Origin of the sequence: uncultured Veillonella sp., assembly GCF_963543145.1 — a bacterium.
Classification (GTDB): Bacteria; Bacillota; Negativicutes; order Veillonellales; family Veillonellaceae; genus Veillonella.
The window spans coordinates 14,366-32,579 of the sequence record NZ_CAUTZP010000001.1 but is presented as its reverse complement, the minus strand read 5'-3'; the positions used below and the strand labels follow the sequence as shown (position 1 = coordinate 32,579).

The following is an 18,214-nucleotide window of genomic DNA, read 5'->3' as shown; positions in this document are numbered from 1 at the left end:
TATAAGTAAAAATAATTACTCAAGTATTAAAGGTTTTAATGTTGTTGTGAGTGTTGAAACGAAAACATATAAGATTTTTATACGATGTATATTCTATAGTATTTTTCAACCATTCATGATACCATAAAATACAGGTTTATTTTTATTTAAAGGAGTGATTTTATGCCACTGATTGACTTAGCCTTAGTCAACAATGTATGGACCTTAAAACTGTCCATGATCCAAACCGTAGGTCTCGCTGTTATTACCTTGTTCATAGGTACATGGATTAACAAGCATTCTAAATTTTTACAAAGAATGTGTATGCCTGCACCTGCTGTAGGGGCTCTTCCATTTGCATTTTTAACTGCTATTCTTTCTTATTACAAGATTCTAAACATTACATTTGAAGACTCTCTACAAACATTCTTAATGCTCGCTTTCTTTACCACTATTGGTTTGATGTCTTCCTTGAAAGTCCTCAAAAAGGGCGGTATCTTCATTATCTTCTTCTTCCTCGCATGTGCAGTGTGGATTGTAGTACAAAATACTGCAGGTATCATGATTGCTAAAGCTTTGGGCATTGAACCAATCATCGGCATCATGGCAAGTTCCGTAGCCCTGATGGGCGGTCTTGGTACAGCTGGTGCCTTCGGTCCGTATTATGAACAATTACTTGGCATCCCTGGTACAGCATCTACAGCAGTTGCAGCCGCAACATTCGGTATGGTTGCTGGTACTGTCCTAGGTGCTCCTGTAGGTGAACGTATTATAAAAATGCACAATGTAAAAACACCTTATGCGAATCCTGAATTATTAGAAGATGACGGCATCGACATGATCGAAGATCACGTTGAAGGTGGCGGCAAACAATTCAACTCTCAAGATCTTTTAACTATTTGTATGTGGATTGGCCTTGCATTAGGCCTTGGTACTATCGTAAGTGCTGGTTTATCCATCCTTACTCCACTACCTGCATACATCGGTGCCATGATTTGTGCAGCTGTAATTCGTAACTTTGGTGACTTCAGTAAAGCTTACAAAATCAATGATGCAGCACTCGATGCCGTATCTAACGTAGCATTGTCCTTTTTCGTTACAATGGCTATCAATAGCTTGAAACTAGTTCATTTAATCGATCTTGCATTACCATTGATTACTATTTTAGTAGCGCAAATGGTACTTATCTGTGTATTTGCATACCTTATCTACTTTATCTTTGGTCGCAACTACGATGCTGTTATGCTCGGCGCTGGTGCTATCGGCTTCGGTTTAGGGGCTACACCAAATGCGTTGGTTAACATGTTATCCTTAGCAAGCAAACACGGTCCATCCCCTCGTGCATGGCTCGTAGTTTCCTTGGTAGGTGCATTCTTAATCGACTTTGCGAATGCTTTCCTTATTACAACAATGGTAGGCATACTATACTAAAAAAAGAGTCCTTCGGGACTCTTTTTGGTTCTCTGTCAAATGTTGGGGTGTTCACCCCACGAGTCTTCTTTGGCACCAATCATACGTATGGTTGGTGCCATTCTTTTTGCTCAAAAGTAGAATACGTACTCTAAATCTACCAAAGTGGCGAAGTCCATAGCTTATTCGTTTTAATACCTTAATCTTGTTGTTAGTTCCTTCTGTGTATCCATTAGAATATGGGAGTAAGAAAGCATTGGTTAATTGCGTCATCCATGCAGGAAATGATGTAAAGAAGTTATTAAATTCATTCAAGCCAGATGCTTTCACTAATTCTAACCAATGCATTAAATGTGCTGCTATCCCTTGTTTACCATAGGTCGAAAAGATTTTTCTAAAAGAAAGTTTTAAAGCATATGCTTTTCGTAAATCATCCGAAACTCGGAGTATTTCACAGAGCTTGACGTGCTCAGTTTCCGTTAAATGATCTGGATGTTTCATTAGCACACGTCTATTCTGTTTTAACATACGTGAATAAGCAGCCAGTTTATGTTGCTCACGCTTTCTAACTCGCTCTACCGCCCAATCTACAAGTCGACATACATGGTATCGATCACAGATAATATGCGCATGTGGAAATAGCGCCTCCATGATGCGCTTAAATTGTATGGACATATCCATAACAATAAACTTAACTTGTAGGCGATCCTTGTGCTTGAATGAGGTAAGTGAGTGTTGTAAAGAAAATATATAAGATTTTTATTCAGTGTATATTCTATAGTATTTTTCAACCATTCATGATACCATAAAATACAGGTTTATTTTTATTTAAAGGAGTGATTTTATGCCACTGATTGACTTAGCCTTAGTCAACAATGTATGGACCTTAAAACTGTCCATGATCCAAACCGTAGGTCTCGCTGTTATTACCTTGTTCATAGGTACATGGATTAACAAGCATTCTAAATTTTTACAAAGAATGTGTATGCCTGCACCTGCTGTAGGGGCTCTTCCATTTGCATTTTTAACTGCTATTCTTTCTTATTACAAGATTCTAAACATTACATTTGAAGACTCTCTACAAACATTCTTAATGCTCGCTTTCTTTACCACTATTGGTTTGATGTCTTCCTTGAAAGTCCTCAAAAAGGGCGGTATCTTCATTATCTTCTTCTTCCTCGCATGTGCAGTGTGGATTGTAGTACAAAATACTGCAGGTATCATGATTGCTAAAGCTTTGGGCATTGAACCAATCATCGGCATCATGGCAAGTTCCGTAGCCCTGATGGGCGGTCTTGGTACAGCTGGTGCCTTCGGTCCGTATTATGAACAATTACTTGGCATCCCTGGTACAGCATCTACAGCAGTTGCAGCCGCAACATTCGGTATGGTTGCTGGTACTGTCCTAGGTGCTCCTGTAGGTGAACGTATTATAAAAATGCACAATGTAAAAACACCTTATGCGAATCCTGAATTATTAGAAGATGACGGCATCGACATGATCGAAGATCACGTTGAAGGTGGCGGCAAACAATTCAACTCTCAAGATCTTTTAACTATTTGTATGTGGATTGGCCTTGCATTAGGCCTTGGTACTATCGTAAGTGCTGGTTTATCCATCCTTACTCCACTACCTGCATACATCGGTGCCATGATTTGTGCAGCTGTAATTCGTAACTTTGGTGACTTCAGTAAAGCTTACAAAATCAATGATGCAGCACTCGATGCCGTATCTAACGTAGCATTGTCCTTTTTCGTTACAATGGCTATCAATAGCTTGAAACTAGTTCATTTAATCGATCTTGCATTACCATTGATTACTATTTTAGTAGCGCAAATGGTACTTATCTGTGTATTTGCATACCTTATCTACTTTATCTTTGGTCGCAACTACGATGCTGTTATGCTCGGCGCTGGTGCTATCGGCTTCGGTTTAGGGGCTACACCAAATGCGTTGGTTAACATGTTATCCTTAGCAAGCAAACACGGTCCATCCCCTCGTGCATGGCTCGTAGTTTCCTTGGTAGGTGCATTCTTAATCGACTTTGCGAATGCCTTCATTATTACAACAATGGTAGGCATACTATACTAAAAAAAGAGTCCTTCAGGACTCTTTTTTATAAAACTCTAAGTAACAAAATGGTGCTAGTAAGATCGTTAATCTTACTAGCACCGTTTTAATTTATTTGCCTTTATTTGCTTTTATTGACTTTTATTTGTTAAATATAAAAATCGTCCATTGTATTAAGAATACAATTATTAATTATGCTTGTATTGACGCCCATGCATTAGCTACGTCAGCAAATTCTTGGAGGCTGAAGGTTTCCCCTCTTCGTTGACCGTCAATATTTGCTTTTGCTAATAACTCATCGATTTGATTCTTTGTCAAACCTGTTGTTTTCATCGTATTAGAAAATGTTTTACGACGTTGCGCAAAACCAGCTTTCACAACGCGGAAGAATAGTTTCTCGTCAATCACATCTACAGGAGGTTTATCGCGCAATATACAGCGAATAACGGAACTCGTTACCGCTGGAGCTGGCAAGAAGGATTTAGGTGGTACATCAAGAACAATATCTGGCTCAGTATAGTATTGAACAGCCACAGACAATGCGCCGTAATCCTTTGTGCCCGGTTTGGCTACCATACGCAAGGCTACCTCTTTTTGAACCATTACAACGAGACGCTCAATAGGTAATTTACTTTCCAATAAAGACATGATGATTGGCGTTGTAATATAGTACGGCAAATTGGCAACCACCTTAAACGGTTTATGATTCATGATGGTTGGTACATCAAGTTTCAATACATCACCATGAACGATGCGTACATTGTCATAGGATGCTAAGGTTGTATCTAGTACTTCTAATAAACGACGATCAAGCTCAATAGCCGTTACATCCGCACCGCTTTGTGCTAAACCTTGTGTTAAGGTACCAATACCAGGGCCAACCTCTAATACAGGTTCTCCAGGCGTCAACTCCGCAGCATGAACGATTTCATCGACGATGCCTCGTTTAATAAGAAAGTTTTGCCCTAGCTTTTTACTCATTTTAATGTCGAAGCGTTTACATATATAATGTACTACCTCAGGGCTTGCAATTACTGATTCTAACATTGTGACTCCTATTTCAAACTATTTACTGCCGCTTCATAAGCATCTCGCGTTATACCGTAATGATTTAACCGATATAAGAACTGCTTACCATTTCCATAGCCAATCCCTAATTTTGCACCGATAACAGCTCGACGAGCTGCACTATCAGGCATACCAGATAAACCATGACGAACGAGGTCTACCATTGAAAATTCGTTAGAAGATTCTAAAGAGTCTACATGTAATGTAGATAAAGCTTTTCTGATTGACTCTGGGGATGCTTGTTCTATGCCAATATCATCATTTGCAAAAGCTTCGTCGCGAGGGACAAAGGCATGTTGTGCATGGGGAAATTTTTTCGTCAATACTCGACGAATTCGCTCCCCTGCCGTATCAGGATCAGTTAATATGATGATGCCTCGTTTTTCGTAAGCAACTCGTATCATATCGATAACACCTTTTCGAAGGGTGAAACCCTCAGTTGCTATGCAGTCAGCCTCTACAGCTTGAGCAATACGTTGTATATCAGATTTTCCTTCTACGACGATGACTTGTTTCAGCATAGGTCCTCCTTTATTCTATTAGTACATTGTAACATATATATAACATTGCTTAAATACTTATAATCGAGTAGTATAAGTAGTGTAATATATAAAAGGAGGCCAATTATGACCTTACAACAACTAAAGTATGTCACAACAATTGCCAATATAGGTAGTATTAGTGAAGCTGCCAAGAGATTATTCGTATCTCAACCTAGCCTTACAAAGGCTATCAAAGAACTAGAAAAGGAAATGGGCATTACCATTTTCGATCGTACAAATAAAGGTATTACTGTTTCTAAAGAAGGTGAACGCTTCCTTGGCTATGCACGCCAAGTATTAGAGCAAGCTGCTCTTTTAGAGGAGCAATACAAAAGCCAAAGCGGTGGTAAAAAACAATTCTCTGTTTCTACACAACATTACTCCTTTGCAGTTAACGCCTTTGTAGAACTGTTAAAAGGTGCAGGCATCGACCAATATGATGTATCCTTACGGGAAACACAAACCTATGAAATCATCGATGACGTAGCTCATATGAAGAGTGAAATTGGTTTACTCTATTATAATGATTTCAATCGTCCTGTATTAGAAAAATTAATTCACACCAACGAATTAACTTTTACAGAATTATTTACGGCTCACCCTCATATCTTCATCGGTAAAACACATCCTTTAGCTAATAAAGATGTCGTATCCATGGATGAATTAGAAGACTATCCTTATATCTCCTTTGAACAAGGCGATCATAATTCCTTCTACTTCTCTGAAGAAATCTTTAGTACCGTAGTACGCCCTAAACATATTCGTGTTCGCGACAGGGCCTCCCTCTTTAGCTTACTACTAGGTCTAGATGGATACACTGTATCTAGTGGTGTAATCGATAAAGAAGTAAATGGTGAGAATATCATCTCAGTACCGCTTGCAGAAGAAGGTCTAATGCATATCGGCTACATTACGAATAACAAAATGCAACGTAGTCGCTTAGGCCAAGAATATATCCAAGCCTTAGAGCAATACGTTGGCAACTATGGCAGACATATTCAACTGTCAGAGGATAAAAATTAATTAGAAAACCAAGCACTCTCTTTTATGAACTGCCCCAAACTTGGACACAATTTTGGGATATAGCTCATTTCAGGAGAGTGCTTTTTTATACCTTGATATAACTTAATAAACAAATTCACGTTTCTATATAGCTTTAGGTTATATACAACTCTAATATATTGATATTTTTACATATAGTCATACTTCGTTATAATAAACCTATCGAAATTATCGGTTTTACCGTTTATATAAGGAGGATTATTATTATGTCCAAACAATTAGCACCATTTCATTTTGATATTGTAGGTTCTTTCCTACGCCCTGAAGAATTAAAAAAAGCTCGCGAAGCATTCAATAATGGAAATATTTCTAGAGAAGAATTAACAGCCGTTGAAGATCGTCTCATTACAGACCTCATTCAAAAACAAAAGGCTGCTGGTCTACCAGTTATTACAGATGGCGAGTTTCGTCGTGCCTATTGGCATCTAGATTTCATGTGGGGATTTAACGGCGTAAAAGAAATTGAACTGGAACACGGTTACAAATTCGTTGGTCAAGAAACAGCGCCAGGTTCCCTCGCCCTTACTGGCAAAATCACAGGCACAAACCACCCATTTGTTGAACATTTCAAATTTGTAAAACAATTTGAAGACGAAAATTCTACGGCCCGTCAAACAATCCCTGCTCCATCCCAATTCTTAGCTGAATTATTCCGTGAGGATAACGGCATTACGACACGCTCCTTCTATCCTGATTTAGAAGAACTCATCCAAGACATTGCCACTGCGTATCGTCAAGTTATTAAAGACCTATATGACGCTGGTTGCCGCAATATTCAATTTGATGATTGTACTTGGGGGATGTGCTGTGACCACGCTTACTGGACAGGTCGCCAAAAGGATAAAAGCGTAACCATCGAAGGTGAAACCGCTAAATACTTACGCTTAAACAACTTAGCCATCGAAGGTCGACCTCAAGATTTAGCCTTCACTACCCATGTTTGCCGTGGTAATTATAACTCTACTTGGGCTGCTAGTGGCGGTTATGAACCGATTGCCCCTATTCTATTTGCCAAAGAAAATGTAGATGCTTATTACCTAGAGTTCGACGATGATCGTTCCGGTGGCTTTGAACCATTACGTGAAGTATCTCCTAATAAGAAGGTCGTATTAGGTCTAATTACATCTAAACGTCCAGAGTTAGAAGATAAAGAAGTTATAAAAAAACGTATTCAAGAGGCTACCCAATATATTCCTCTTGAAAGACTTTGCTTATCCCCTCAATGCGGCTTTGCTTCTTGTGAAATCGGCAACCAATTGACCGAAGAAGAACAATGGGCTAAACTAGCATTAGTTAAAGAAATAGCTCAAGAAGTATGGGGTGATTAAATGAATGAACATACTATATATTTAGGAGGCGGTTGCTTCTGGGGCTTGCAAGGATATATTAGAAAAATCGAAGGAGTCATTTCCACCGAAGTAGGCTATGCCAATGGCCCTACTGAAAATCCAAGCTATGAAGATGTCTGCCACAATAGTGGCCACGTAGAAGCCCTCAAGGTGACCTACGATGCAGACTCACTTTCCTTGGACCATTTGATTCAATATTTCCTACGCGCTATCGATCCATTTAGTGTTAATAAACAAGGCGGTGACGTAGGTATTCAGTACCGTACTGGTATTTACTATACTGATAAAGCAGATAAATCGATTATTGAAAGCACCTTAGCCCGTGCTCAAGCCTTTGAAGGCAAACCCTTTGCTATCGAAGTGTTACCTTTAGAGAACTACTACTCTGCTGAGGAATATCATCAAGATTACTTAGATAAAAACCCTAACGGTTATTGTCATATTCCTTTAGGCCTATCTGACGAGCCACTTATCGATGATAATGCGTATAATAAACCTTCTAAAGAAGCTTTAGATGCGCTATCACCACAAGAGTATGAAGTTACCCAAAATTCTGCTACAGATGCTCCTTTTAGTCATGAATTAACAGATGAATGTAAAGCAGGTCTCTACGTAGATATTACTACTGGAGAGCCCCTCTTTGTATCATCACATAAATTCAACTCCCACTGCGGGTGGCCAAGTTTTACCAAACCAATCGCTAAGGATGTTATTAAATACTACCAAGATGACTCTCATGGTATGAACCGTATCGAAGTACGTAGCCGCATTGGGAACGCTCATTTAGGCCATGTGTTTGAAGATGGACCTAATGGCTCCCTTCGCTACTGCATTAATGGATCTGCCTTAACCTTTATTCCTAAAGAAGAATTAAAAGGCACAAAATACGAATATCTCTTACCGTATATTGAAGATTAAATGACAAACGACGACTTATATTTGTAAGTCGTCGTTTTTAGTATTTTTCTTACAATTCCCAACAATATAGTAAAGAAAATAATTGAAATAGTGTAAATATAAGCTATCATATATCCTCGAATATTATCTGTCTTATTGCTTTTAATATAAGCTGTCTAACGTAACATTCACGGGTATAAAATAGTTATATATAACATAGTCATAAATAAGAAAGAGGATATATCTATTGATATATCCTCAAATCGTTTTATTTAGTCTAGAACGTACACTGTTACGTCTTGGCGACCAAAGTCCATAGCCTCGCCATAAGAGTCCATTACAAGGTCAATTTTATTGCCTACAATCGCACCACCTGTATCGGCAGCAATCGCTTCGCCGTAACCAGGGATAAATAAGCGTGTACCTAATGGAATAACATCTGGATCAACCGCCGCAATACCACGTACTGCAGGAACACCTGTAGCCGTAATACCAGCACCATCACCATCGCCTGCAAGGTAAGCAGATGCTTCCATTACGATAGCACGAGATGAACGGCCCGCCACATTACGAGATGTAGTCACTTCACGAGTACCTTCTTTAATAATAGTAGGTACCATTGCACGTTGTGTTACTTTAGATACATCATTTGTTTTAATAACTGTACCATTGCTATATAATGTTTCACGTTGTACTCGTTCTAACCCAGGTTGACCAACTTGAACAACCTCTTCTTCGCCTTTAGCCATTGTATCATCTTTTTGACGGATAACTTCAATAGCAACCTCTTGATCTACTGTAGATAAAGAGCGGCTTGTTACTTGAGCAATTGTAATATGTGTACCACTTAATACAGAACCGTTTGCATCACCTACAACTACATAGTTAGGTGTTTTAAAGCCAAGCTCATTAGCAACGCCTTGAGCCGTTGTTTCTGTAGTGAAAACAGCTCTTGTTTTACCATTCACAGTTACATAAACTGGAATAGCGCGAACAACAGTTAATGTTGTACCATTTTGAACTGATGTAGAGCTGGAAATAACTTTATCATTTGGATTTAACTTAACCCCAGCATCGCGTACGATGCCTTCGTTAGAATTTAAATGCGTTCTAACAGTATGCGCTGCACCATCTACCATAACGGTAACGGTTTTATCATTATAAGAAAAACCTGTCATAGTTACAGCTGTTACAATCAATCCGGCAACAACAGACGAAATATATCGTTTGTGTGTCTTATGAATTCTCATATTGTAATCCCTCCTGTAATATCATTATTCTACTACAGATAGATATAACCTGTCAAACATCGTAGGTTAACAATAGCGAGAAAACGCTTATAAACACTATGTTCTTTGTATTTATGATTTCTATATTTTTTCCAAAAGTCCACTGTGTACGTACATATCTATATTTTTTAACACTATACAATATATTCCGAATTGTGTACATATATACAATACCACTACTATATATAGTATGCAGCTTTTTTTTATAACTTAAATTGTATTTTTATGTGTTTTCGAATTGTTACCAAAATTTTCTACACATCCAAAAACTTCATTTTTATCTCATTTTCAAATATATGTGTATACAAAAAAGCCTGTAAAAACAGGCTTTTTCACTAATGTATAAATGTATTAAAATTCATTAATCAACACAGCGTGAGAATTTCATCATCTATTCATCTTAAACATCGGTTGTAAACGTTCGATGACGGTCATCGATTCCTTGTGTTCATTCTCAATAGCTGCTTTCATAAGCTCTTCTTGAGCAGAAATAGGGTGCTCTCGGTCATTAATTTTACGGTAGGAACCATCAGCTCTCATAATATGAGCTTTTAAGGTATCCTCTAAATAAAGATCCAATATACCCTTCACACGTTCTTTATGACGCTTATCTTCAATAGGAATCATGAGCTCTACACGGTCATTTAAATTACGAGGCATCCAATCTGCGCTAGATAAGTACAGACTTTCATTACCACCATTACGGAAATAAAATAAACGATGATGTTCTAAGAAACGCCCCACTATGGATCGAACCGTAATATTATCACTTACACCGGCAATACCAGGACGAAGTGTGCAAATGCCACGAACGATGAGCTCAATACGAACACCTGCAGTAGACGCTTCATATAGCTTGGCAATAACATTTTTATCAAGTAAGGAATTCATCTTAGCGATGATACAAGCATCCTCTCCTTTTTTAGCCCATTCAATTTCACGATCAATCAATTCTATAATTTTTTCCCGTAAATTTAAGGGCGCTACGATAAATTTATTCCAAATTGGTGGATCAGAATAACCAGAAATCAAATTGAAGAAGCGGGATGCATCGTCACCATATTCATCATTACACGTAAATATACCACAGTCCGTATAGATACGAGCAGTTTTGCCATTATAGTTACCTGTAGCAAGATGAACATAACGCCTTATACCATCATTTTCTCTACGTACCACCATAGTGATTTTAGAGTGCGTTTTAAGACCTTTCAAGCCATAAATAACATGGCAGCCCGCCTTTTCGAGGCGACGAGCCATATGAATATTGTTTTCTTCATCAAAGCGAGCCTTAACCTCCATAAGAACGGTTACTTGTTTGCCATTATCTGCGGCTTTTATTAAAGATGCAATAATTGGAGAATCGCCACTTACGCGGTATAAGGTTTGCTTAATCGCCAGTACATCAGGATCTATAGCAGCTTGTGCAATAAACTGTTCTACTACAGCAAAAGTTTCAAAGGGATGATGAACAAAGAGATCTTGCTTACCAATAACGGAAAATAAATTCTCCCCCTCATGATCAACTAATTCACTAGGAATCTTAGATTCAAAGGGCTCGTATCGAAGTGCATCTAAACCTGGATAGTTACAGAAATCAAAGTACATACGACAATCTAGATGCCCATCGATGCGATACACATCCTTTTGTTCTAATTCTACACTTGTAAGAACAAAGTCTAACAAGTGATCTTTTACTTCACCACAAACTTCAAGGCGTACCGCATCACCACGACGGCGGCGACGCAAGGATTCCTCTACCTCCGATAGTAAATCTGTTGCCTCTTCTTCATCGATTTCTAAGTCCGCATCACGTGTAATACGGAATACCATGTAATCTTCAATACCGTAACCTTGGAAGAATTGGTTTGCATAGTAAGTAATAACATCCTCTAGGTACACAAATCGATGTTCTTTATTACCTCGACTTGGAATTTCAATAATACGATCTAGTACAGATGGAATAGGCAAGATAGCAATCTTATAATCCTTTGTGCCATCCGGTAGTATTTGAAAAATACGCACAATAGCATTGATAGTATGATTTGTTAAAAACGGAAACGGATGCCCAGAGTCAACGGCTAATGGCGTTACAACAGGATAAATATGTTCCTCAAAGTAATGACGTAACCAAGCTTTTGATTTTACATCGAGTTGCTCAGGTTTAGTAAAGAAGAAACCATAGTTTTCAAGTTCAGTGAGCACATTATTTAAATATATACTTTGCATAGAAACGAGGCGTTGTACAGATTCATCTATAGCCTTTAATTGTGCCTTTGCATCCATATGAGCTGCATCATATTTAACGATACCATTAATAACCTGATGTCGTAGCCCTGCCACGCGGATCATAAAAAACTCGTCTAGATTGGAACTAGCAATAGCAATAAAGCGCAGCCGCTCTAATAGAGGCGTATTGCTATCTATGGACTCTAGTAGTACACGTTGATTAAACTTTAACCAAGATAATTCACGATTAAAATAGTATTTCGCATTACTGAACATGGCGGTCACCTCCTCTTATAAGTACAATTTCCATACCAAATACCTCTGTAAAGTATTCAGAATCTCTAGTGAATGTCCACCACTCTAGAGAAATATCTTCGTTCGTGCGACAGAACACATACAATACATTGTCTCGCTCTTCTAATGTAACATCTGTAATTTTTTGATTACTTCCCGCATCAAGTGAGCAAGCTACACGAATAATGGCTACCAATTTAGTAACTTGAATCTTTTGTAATTCTGTTAGTGCATTAAAGTAAGCATCGTCATCAGATGGAGTGCCTTTGTAGTGATAATATACAACATTGGCCACTACTTGTTTTTCTTCTTCTGAAAGTCCAAAAATATCTGTGCCCATCACGATATGATAAGCATGCTCCCCATGATTTCGCAAATTTACAAATTTACCTACCGAACAAAGGATAGCAGCTATACGACATAAATAGCCCCACCGCTCTGGTAAACCTTTGTGCCGTAATGTTTTACAGAATAATGAGCTAAAGCGTTCTACCTCTGCATCGTGAATGCTATCAGTATGATATCTCGCAGCAACAGCACGAGCTAATTGAGCATTTTGTTCACGTAGTTGGTACATAAACGGATTGTTTTCAGCCTCTACCCCATAGAACCAACTTATACCTTGGGAGAAGGAGAAACTACTAAAAATCAAAGATTTAGGCTCTATAGCCGTAATGATTTCATTAAACAAAATCATAGTAGGCATCAAAATATTGGCTTTATATTCAGGCAATTTATAACGGTTCATCAGCTTGGTAGCCGTTACACCATCAAAGGAGTTAATGAGCCCTTTAAATCGTTCAGGTTCAATAGTAATAATATCGTCCTTATTACTTCCCCCCCCCATGAGACGAGCCATATACTGAGCTTCATCACCAGATAAAATGACACTATTAATATTGAAAGTTTGAAGTTCCTCACGCAATGGGCCAATCATGCGATGCAAATATTCGGTAATTGCCATAGGAAACGACGTAGAAGAACGTTGGTTACGATTAAAAGATTCCATAACACGCAAGGAACCACTATGCATATTACGTTGGAATAATAAACTTTCACCACGCCATACTGTTAATCCCACGCCACCAGATGTAATATCAAGGAACAACGTCGCCTGGGTAGGATCCGTCAAGCGATACTGATTCGTCATCTTATAATATAGCAAGGCATATTTATAATATACCTCTTTTGGCATGTCGATAACCTCAATACGCATACCTGTTTGGATGTAGATTTGATCTAGAATACTACGACGATTAGTAGCCTCACGAATTACGGTTGTCCCATATAATCTAGAACGAGTTACACCATAATCTGCCATTAATTGCTTATAACCTTTTAAAATATGACAAATTTCTTCTATTGTTTTAAAGCTCAATCGAGATGTTTGAAATAATTCTTCTCCAAAGGTTACCTCTCTCGCTGCATAATCTATAACCCGTACATCATCGATTCCCTTATATTCTAAAATGGTAATGCTCATGCTACTAGAGCCTACATGTAGTACTGCATATCGTAGCGCTTTTGGTAATACCATTATGCCTCCTTACGAGCTTCTTTCCACTCTATTTCTAACTCTTTTTGGAATTCTTTTTTGAAAGATTTGACTAATTTTTCAACAGCCCCTTTCACAACGCTCACATCACGGCCTTCTACATAGTGTACCTTTAAGGCCACACTAGCATGTTTAATAACTACCTCTAATCGTCGAATAAATTGTTCATGACTTTCATCGAGAGCCTCCGCCAAGGCTAAAATAATAGATAATTTTTGACCTAATAAGCGTTGATCTTGGTCTAGTAATTTACCGTATAGGAAGTTTTTATACTCTTTAGGTGTCAAGCCATGGGAGTTCATAACTAAGAACGCACTAAAAGCTTGTTCTACGTGAGAAAGGCCATACAAATTACTATTTACCAGCATATAACAACCGTGACGTGCGTGGCTGTAGTAGTTAACCCGTTTACCAATATCATGAAGAAGGCTAGCCGTTACCAAGCATCTTCTTGCGTTGTTATCTGCTTTATGAAGTGACTCTAGTTCATCAAACAAAGTAGTCGCTAAACCATTAATATATTTGGCGTGTACTAGCTCATGTTTAGTCATACCTAAAAGTACATTTTCAGCAGAGTGAACTAAAATATCATCAATAATAGGATTTCCACCTAAATAGTGCGTCCCATAGTAGTCATAGAATAAACCTTCACGTAAACCACAACCACCAACAACGAGAGCTTTAGTATTTACGTAGTTAAATAATTCTTCCACAATGGTAAGGCCTGCAATAATGATATCTGCACGCTCTGAAGACAAGCCACTTATCTTTTTACGCTCCTCTAAAGATTTACCTTTTACGTCTTCAAAAATTTCGTGGAATCGATGATATGGTATTTCATAGTTATGTAGTTTTGTAATAGGATATGATAACTTTCGTTGATCCATTTTAGCTATATTACGTGCTGTACCACCAATACCAAGGAGTGGCAATTTTACATTGCGAAGCCAAGAATGTTCTCTAATTACTTTCCTCACTGCTTTGGTCATTTTTTCAAACTCTTCAGGGGTATACTCATCCCCCTTTTGATAAGTACCAGTCAAGGTAAGTGCACCAATTGGCAGGCTTATAGCCTCTGCAATATGACGATCTCGTACAAGGGTTACCTCCGTACTAGCCCCACCTAAATCAAAGATAATAAAATCTTTGAGGCCAATGGTATTGATGACACCTAGAAATCCTAATCGCGCCTCTTCTTCGCCTGCAATACATTCTAAATCTAGGCCAGTTCGTTCTTTTACAGTCTTTATAAACACATCACCATTTTTAGCAAGGCGCACGGCTGCCGTAGCAACAGCTTTAATCGTATCAACTTCCATAGCTTTTGCCATATGAACAAAGGCTTTCAAAGAACTCAAAGAACGTTCCATTGCTACATTTGTTAGTTCGTGTGTGTCCCACATGTTTTCACTAAGGCGTACACTTTCTTTTTCTTGATATATTAGTCTATAACTACCCGTCTTAGAGATCTCATAAATGACAAATCGAACGGAGTTAGAGCCTAAATCTATAAATGCAATACGTTTCATGCTATTATCCTCATCCTACTACATATTCAGTATGAATATACTTTAGTATACCATAGAAAAACGCGATTCTCACCGATATGAGAGAATCGCGTTTGTAATTTATCATTTAAAATGTTTGTAAGAATTATTCTAATATCCAAACTAAGGCTATTGTAAGTCTACGAATATTACTTTCAAGCCTCTGTATTGGCGAGTATCAAAATTAATCAATACCGAATACACGTTTACCATTATTATAGGCAATCTCACAGAACTCATCTACATCAAGACCTTTTAGACGTGCAATTTCCTCTGCTACAAATTGAGTTTTGCTTGGATCATTGCGACGGCCTCTAAATGGAGGTGGTGTCAAATATGGCGAGTCTGTTTCAATAAGAATTCTGTCTACTGGTACTTGTTTGGCTACATCCTTAAGCTTTGTAGACTTAGGGAATACTACGGGACCTGCAAAGGAAATGTAAAATCCTAATTTAATAGCTTCCTTAGCCATTTCCCAGCTACCAGAGTAACAGTGGAAAATACCCCAATTATCCCTCCCTTCATTGCGCAAGATATCCATAATATCACCATGCGCATCGCGGTCATGAATAATAATTGGCAAATCTACTTCACGAGCTAACTCCAACTGACGAATGAAGACCCGTCTTTGTGTTTCACGATCAGAGAAATCATAGTAATAATCTAAACCGATTTCACCGATAGCTCGTACCTTATCGTTATTGAGTGCTTGCTCCTTATAGAACTCATAGTCTTCCTCTGTAAAGTCTTTAGACTCATGAGGATGTGTACCTACTGCAGCATAAAGACGGTCGTACTGTCTTGCTAATGCTAAACCAGATTCAACTGTACTGCGGTCTACACCAGGAATCATAATGTATTCTACGCCTGCATCAAAGCAGGCTTGTAACATTTCATTGCGGTCATTATCAAAACGGCCATCATTTACATGAGCATGTGTATCAAAAAGTTTCATTATTTAACCACACTTCCTGCTGGTAATGATTCAATATTTGTCACTTCCAAATGTTCTTCCCAATCAGAAGCAGACAAAATCATGCCATAAGACTCAATGCCCATCATTTTTTTAGGAGCCAAGTTAGCCAAATAAATTACCTTTTTACCAACCATAGCTTCTGGTTCGTAATATTGAGATATACCACTCAATACTGTGCGTTCTTCAATGCCGATATCCAATACAAACTTCAACAATTTTTTGGACTTAGGCACTTTTTCACAGCTAACCACTTTTGCTACTCGAAGATCGAGTTTTTCGAAGTCGTCATACGTAATATTTTCTTTTAATGGTGGAATATTGGATGTATCTACAGATTCTTCAATTTTTTCTTCCACCACAACATCTACCATTTCAGGAATGTCGAAACGTGGATAAATAGGATCGCCTTTTACAACTTTTGTACCTGTTGGCAATAGACCCCAAATTTTAGCATCTTTCAATGTAGCGTCACCAAAACCGGAAAGACCTAATTGGTCCCAAATTTTTGGAGCACCTACAGGAATAACAGGACTGACTAAGATAGCAATGATACGCAATGCTTCTGCCAAGTGATACATAGCAGATTGCAAGCGAGCTTTATCGTTAGCATCTTCAGATTTAGCCAATACCCAAGGCATTGTTTCATCGATATATTTATTCATGCGACCAATAAATGCCCATACGGATTTAATTGCTTTATTAAGTTCCATATTTTCCATGGATTCTTCAAAGTCTTTTGCAGTTTGAATAGCTAATGCAGATACATCGCGGTCTAGGTCGTCCATATCATCACATTTAGTAATTACACCAGCATGGTATTTTTCAATCATTGCAATGGTACGGTTCAATAAGTTACCTAAATCATTAGATAAGTCTGCGTTGATTTTTGTAACGAAATTAGGCAATGTGAAGTTACCATCATTGCCAAGAGTGATTTCACTTAATAAGTAATAACGCAAAGAATCTGCGCCATAAGTATCAATCAATGGGATTGGGTCGATCACATTCCCCAAAGATTTACTCATTTTTGTACCGTCAACAATCATCCAACCGTGACCAAATACCTTTTTAGGTAATGGCAACTCAAGGCTCATGAGCATCATAGGCCAAATGATAGTATGGAAACGTACGATTTCCTTACCTACTAAATGGAGATCTGCAGGCCAGTATTTTTTATATAGTTCACCATCACCATCAAATGGAGAGAGTGCACTAATATAGTTTACCAATGCATCGAACCAAACATATACTACATGTTTAGGATCAAATGGAACCTTGATACCCCAATCAAAGGATGTGCGAGATACAGCTAAATCTTCAAGACCTTGTTTTACAAATTGAATCATTTCGTTACGACGAGATTCAGGTTGGATAAAATCAGGGTTCTCTTCGATAAATTTCAACCATTGATCAGTATATTTGCCGAGTTTAAAGAAATAACTTTCCTCTTTAACACGCTCTACAGGGCGACCGCAATCCGGACAAGTATGATTAGGTCCTAGCTTCTGCTCTGTCCAAAAAGTTTCGTCTGGTGTACAATACCAGCCTTCATACTCAGCCTTGTAAATATCACCTTTTTCATAAGCTTTAGTGAAAAGCTCTTGCACAACCTTTTCATGACGTTCATCAGTAGTACGGATAAAGTCATCATTGGAAATATGCATCTTTTCCCATAAGGCCTTGAAACCATTTACGATATTTGTGGTGTATTCTAAAGGTGTAATACCTTGCGCTTCTGCAGCGCGTTGGATTTTTTGACCATGTTCATCCGAACCAGTCAAGAATCGTACATCATACCCAGCTAAACGCTTGAAACGAGCAATCGTATCAGCTACAGATGTACAGTACGTATGTCCAATGTGCAACTTAGCACTTGGATAATAAATAGGTGTCGTAATATAATACGTTTTTTTTGTGTCTCCCATGATGAGTCTCCTTCTAACCTT

General features: G+C 38.2%; 14 protein-coding genes. 5 read left to right on the top strand and 9 right to left on the bottom strand.

The window, feature by feature from the left end; translation table 11 throughout:
* Window positions 1-162: 162 nt before the first annotated feature.
* A complete protein-coding gene (locus RWZ05_RS00145; protein ID WP_314640883.1) occupies window positions 163-1,410 on the top strand; it encodes a sodium/glutamate symporter in 1,248 nt (415 codons plus the stop codon).
* A 51-nt stretch (window positions 1,411-1,461) separates the two neighbouring features.
* Here the strand turns inward: RWZ05_RS00145 and RWZ05_RS00140 are convergent, their stop codons facing one another.
* A complete protein-coding gene (locus RWZ05_RS00140; RefSeq protein ID WP_314641450.1) occupies window positions 1,462-2,139 on the bottom strand; it encodes an ISL3 family transposase in 678 nt (225 codons plus the stop codon).
* Between the two features lie 94 nt (window positions 2,140-2,233).
* Between RWZ05_RS00140 and RWZ05_RS00135 the strand changes: the two genes are divergently transcribed.
* Window positions 2,234-3,481 carry a sodium/glutamate symporter gene (locus tag RWZ05_RS00135; RefSeq protein WP_314640881.1) on the top strand — a complete coding sequence of 416 codons (1,248 nt, stop codon included), beginning with the start codon at window positions 2,234-2,236 and terminating at the stop codon, window positions 3,479-3,481.
* A 171-nt stretch (window positions 3,482-3,652) separates the two neighbouring features.
* Here the strand turns inward: RWZ05_RS00135 and rsmA are convergent, their stop codons facing one another.
* Together rsmA and rnmV are read right to left on the bottom strand one after the other, a co-directional pair.
* Entirely contained in the window at window positions 3,653-4,507 is an 855-nt protein-coding gene (gene rsmA, locus RWZ05_RS00130) for a 16S rRNA (adenine(1518)-N(6)/adenine(1519)-N(6))-dimethyltransferase RsmA (RefSeq protein WP_314640878.1), read from the bottom strand.
* Between the two features lie 8 nt (window positions 4,508-4,515).
* Window positions 4,516-5,049, bottom strand: a complete 534-nt coding sequence (rnmV, locus tag RWZ05_RS00125) for a ribonuclease M5 (RefSeq protein ID WP_314640875.1) — start codon at window positions 5,047-5,049, stop codon at window positions 4,516-4,518.
* A 105-nt stretch (window positions 5,050-5,154) separates the two neighbouring features.
* On the opposite strand from rnmV, the gene RWZ05_RS00120 reads away from it, so the two are divergent.
* The 3 genes from RWZ05_RS00120 to msrA all read left to right on the top strand — a co-directional run bounded on the left by RWZ05_RS00120 (window position 5,155) and on the right by msrA (window position 8,399).
* Entirely contained in the window at window positions 5,155-6,093 is a 939-nt protein-coding gene (locus tag RWZ05_RS00120) for a LysR family transcriptional regulator (protein WP_314640873.1), read from the top strand.
* Between the two features lie 245 nt (window positions 6,094-6,338).
* On the top strand, window positions 6,339-7,460 hold the full coding sequence (locus RWZ05_RS00115; RefSeq protein WP_314640871.1) for a 5-methyltetrahydropteroyltriglutamate--homocysteine S-methyltransferase: 1,122 nt from the start codon (window positions 6,339-6,341) through the stop codon (window positions 7,458-7,460).
* The gene (gene msrA / locus RWZ05_RS00110; RefSeq protein WP_314640870.1) at window positions 7,461-8,399 is read left to right on the top strand and encodes a peptide-methionine (S)-S-oxide reductase MsrA; all 939 of its coding nucleotides are present in this window, start codon (window positions 7,461-7,463) and stop codon (window positions 8,397-8,399) included.
* A gap of 251 nt (window positions 8,400-8,650) precedes the next feature.
* Here the strand turns inward: msrA and RWZ05_RS00105 are convergent, their stop codons facing one another.
* The 6 genes from RWZ05_RS00105 to metG all read right to left on the bottom strand — a co-directional run bounded on the left by RWZ05_RS00105 (window position 8,651) and on the right by metG (window position 18,193).
* The gene (locus tag RWZ05_RS00105) at window positions 8,651-9,628 is read right to left on the bottom strand and encodes a 3D domain-containing protein (protein ID WP_314640869.1); all 978 of its coding nucleotides are present in this window, start codon (window positions 9,626-9,628) and stop codon (window positions 8,651-8,653) included.
* A gap of 426 nt (window positions 9,629-10,054) precedes the next feature.
* A complete protein-coding gene (ppk1, locus tag RWZ05_RS00100; protein ID WP_314640868.1) occupies window positions 10,055-12,172 on the bottom strand; it encodes a polyphosphate kinase 1 in 2,118 nt (705 codons plus the stop codon).
* Complete coding sequence (locus RWZ05_RS00095) at window positions 12,162-13,727, bottom strand: phosphatase (RefSeq protein ID WP_314640867.1); 1,566 nt, start codon at window positions 13,725-13,727, stop codon at window positions 12,162-12,164. Before RWZ05_RS00095 ends, ppk1 begins: the two co-directional genes overlap by 11 nt.
* Window positions 13,727-15,274 carry a Ppx/GppA phosphatase family protein gene (locus tag RWZ05_RS00090; protein ID WP_314640865.1) on the bottom strand — a complete coding sequence of 516 codons (1,548 nt, stop codon included), beginning with the start codon at window positions 15,272-15,274 and terminating at the stop codon, window positions 13,727-13,729. Before RWZ05_RS00090 ends, RWZ05_RS00095 begins: the two co-directional genes overlap by 1 nt.
* 202 nt (window positions 15,275-15,476) lie before the next feature.
* Window positions 15,477-16,247 carry a TatD family hydrolase gene (locus RWZ05_RS00085; protein WP_314640864.1) on the bottom strand — a complete coding sequence of 257 codons (771 nt, stop codon included), beginning with the start codon at window positions 16,245-16,247 and terminating at the stop codon, window positions 15,477-15,479.
* Window positions 16,247-18,193 (bottom strand): methionine--tRNA ligase, encoded by a 1,947-nt coding sequence (gene metG / locus RWZ05_RS00080; protein ID WP_314640862.1) that lies wholly within the window; start codon window positions 18,191-18,193, stop codon window positions 16,247-16,249. The genes RWZ05_RS00085 and metG overlap by 1 nt, the downstream gene beginning before the upstream one ends.
* Between the last annotated feature and the right edge of the window lie 21 nt (window positions 18,194-18,214).

Coding starts and splice junctions, on each gene's coding strand:
- RWZ05_RS00145 (WP_314640883.1), top strand. CDS start 163: ATGCCACTGATTGACTTAGCCTTAGTCAACAATGTATGGACCTTAAAA.
- RWZ05_RS00135 (WP_314640881.1), top strand. CDS start 2,234: ATGCCACTGATTGACTTAGCCTTAGTCAACAATGTATGGACCTTAAAA.
- rsmA (WP_314640878.1), bottom strand. CDS start 4,507: ATGTTAGAATCAGTAATTGCAAGCCCTGAGGTAGTACATTATATATGT.
- rnmV (WP_314640875.1), bottom strand. CDS start 5,049: ATGCTGAAACAAGTCATCGTCGTAGAAGGAAAATCTGATATACAACGT.
- RWZ05_RS00120 (WP_314640873.1), top strand. CDS start 5,155: ATGACCTTACAACAACTAAAGTATGTCACAACAATTGCCAATATAGGT.
- RWZ05_RS00115 (WP_314640871.1), top strand. CDS start 6,339: ATGTCCAAACAATTAGCACCATTTCATTTTGATATTGTAGGTTCTTTC.
- msrA (WP_314640870.1), top strand. CDS start 7,461: ATGAATGAACATACTATATATTTAGGAGGCGGTTGCTTCTGGGGCTTG.
- RWZ05_RS00105 (WP_314640869.1), bottom strand. CDS start 9,628: ATGAGAATTCATAAGACACACAAACGATATATTTCGTCTGTTGTTGCC.
- ppk1 (WP_314640868.1), bottom strand. CDS start 12,172: ATGTTCAGTAATGCGAAATACTATTTTAATCGTGAATTATCTTGGTTA.
- RWZ05_RS00095 (WP_314640867.1), bottom strand. CDS start 13,727: ATGGTATTACCAAAAGCGCTACGATATGCAGTACTACATGTAGGCTCT.
- RWZ05_RS00090 (WP_314640865.1), bottom strand. CDS start 15,274: ATGAAACGTATTGCATTTATAGATTTAGGCTCTAACTCCGTTCGATTT.
- RWZ05_RS00085 (WP_314640864.1), bottom strand. CDS start 16,247: ATGAAACTTTTTGATACACATGCTCATGTAAATGATGGCCGTTTTGAT.
- metG (WP_314640862.1), bottom strand. CDS start 18,193: ATGGGAGACACAAAAAAAACGTATTATATTACGACACCTATTTATTAT.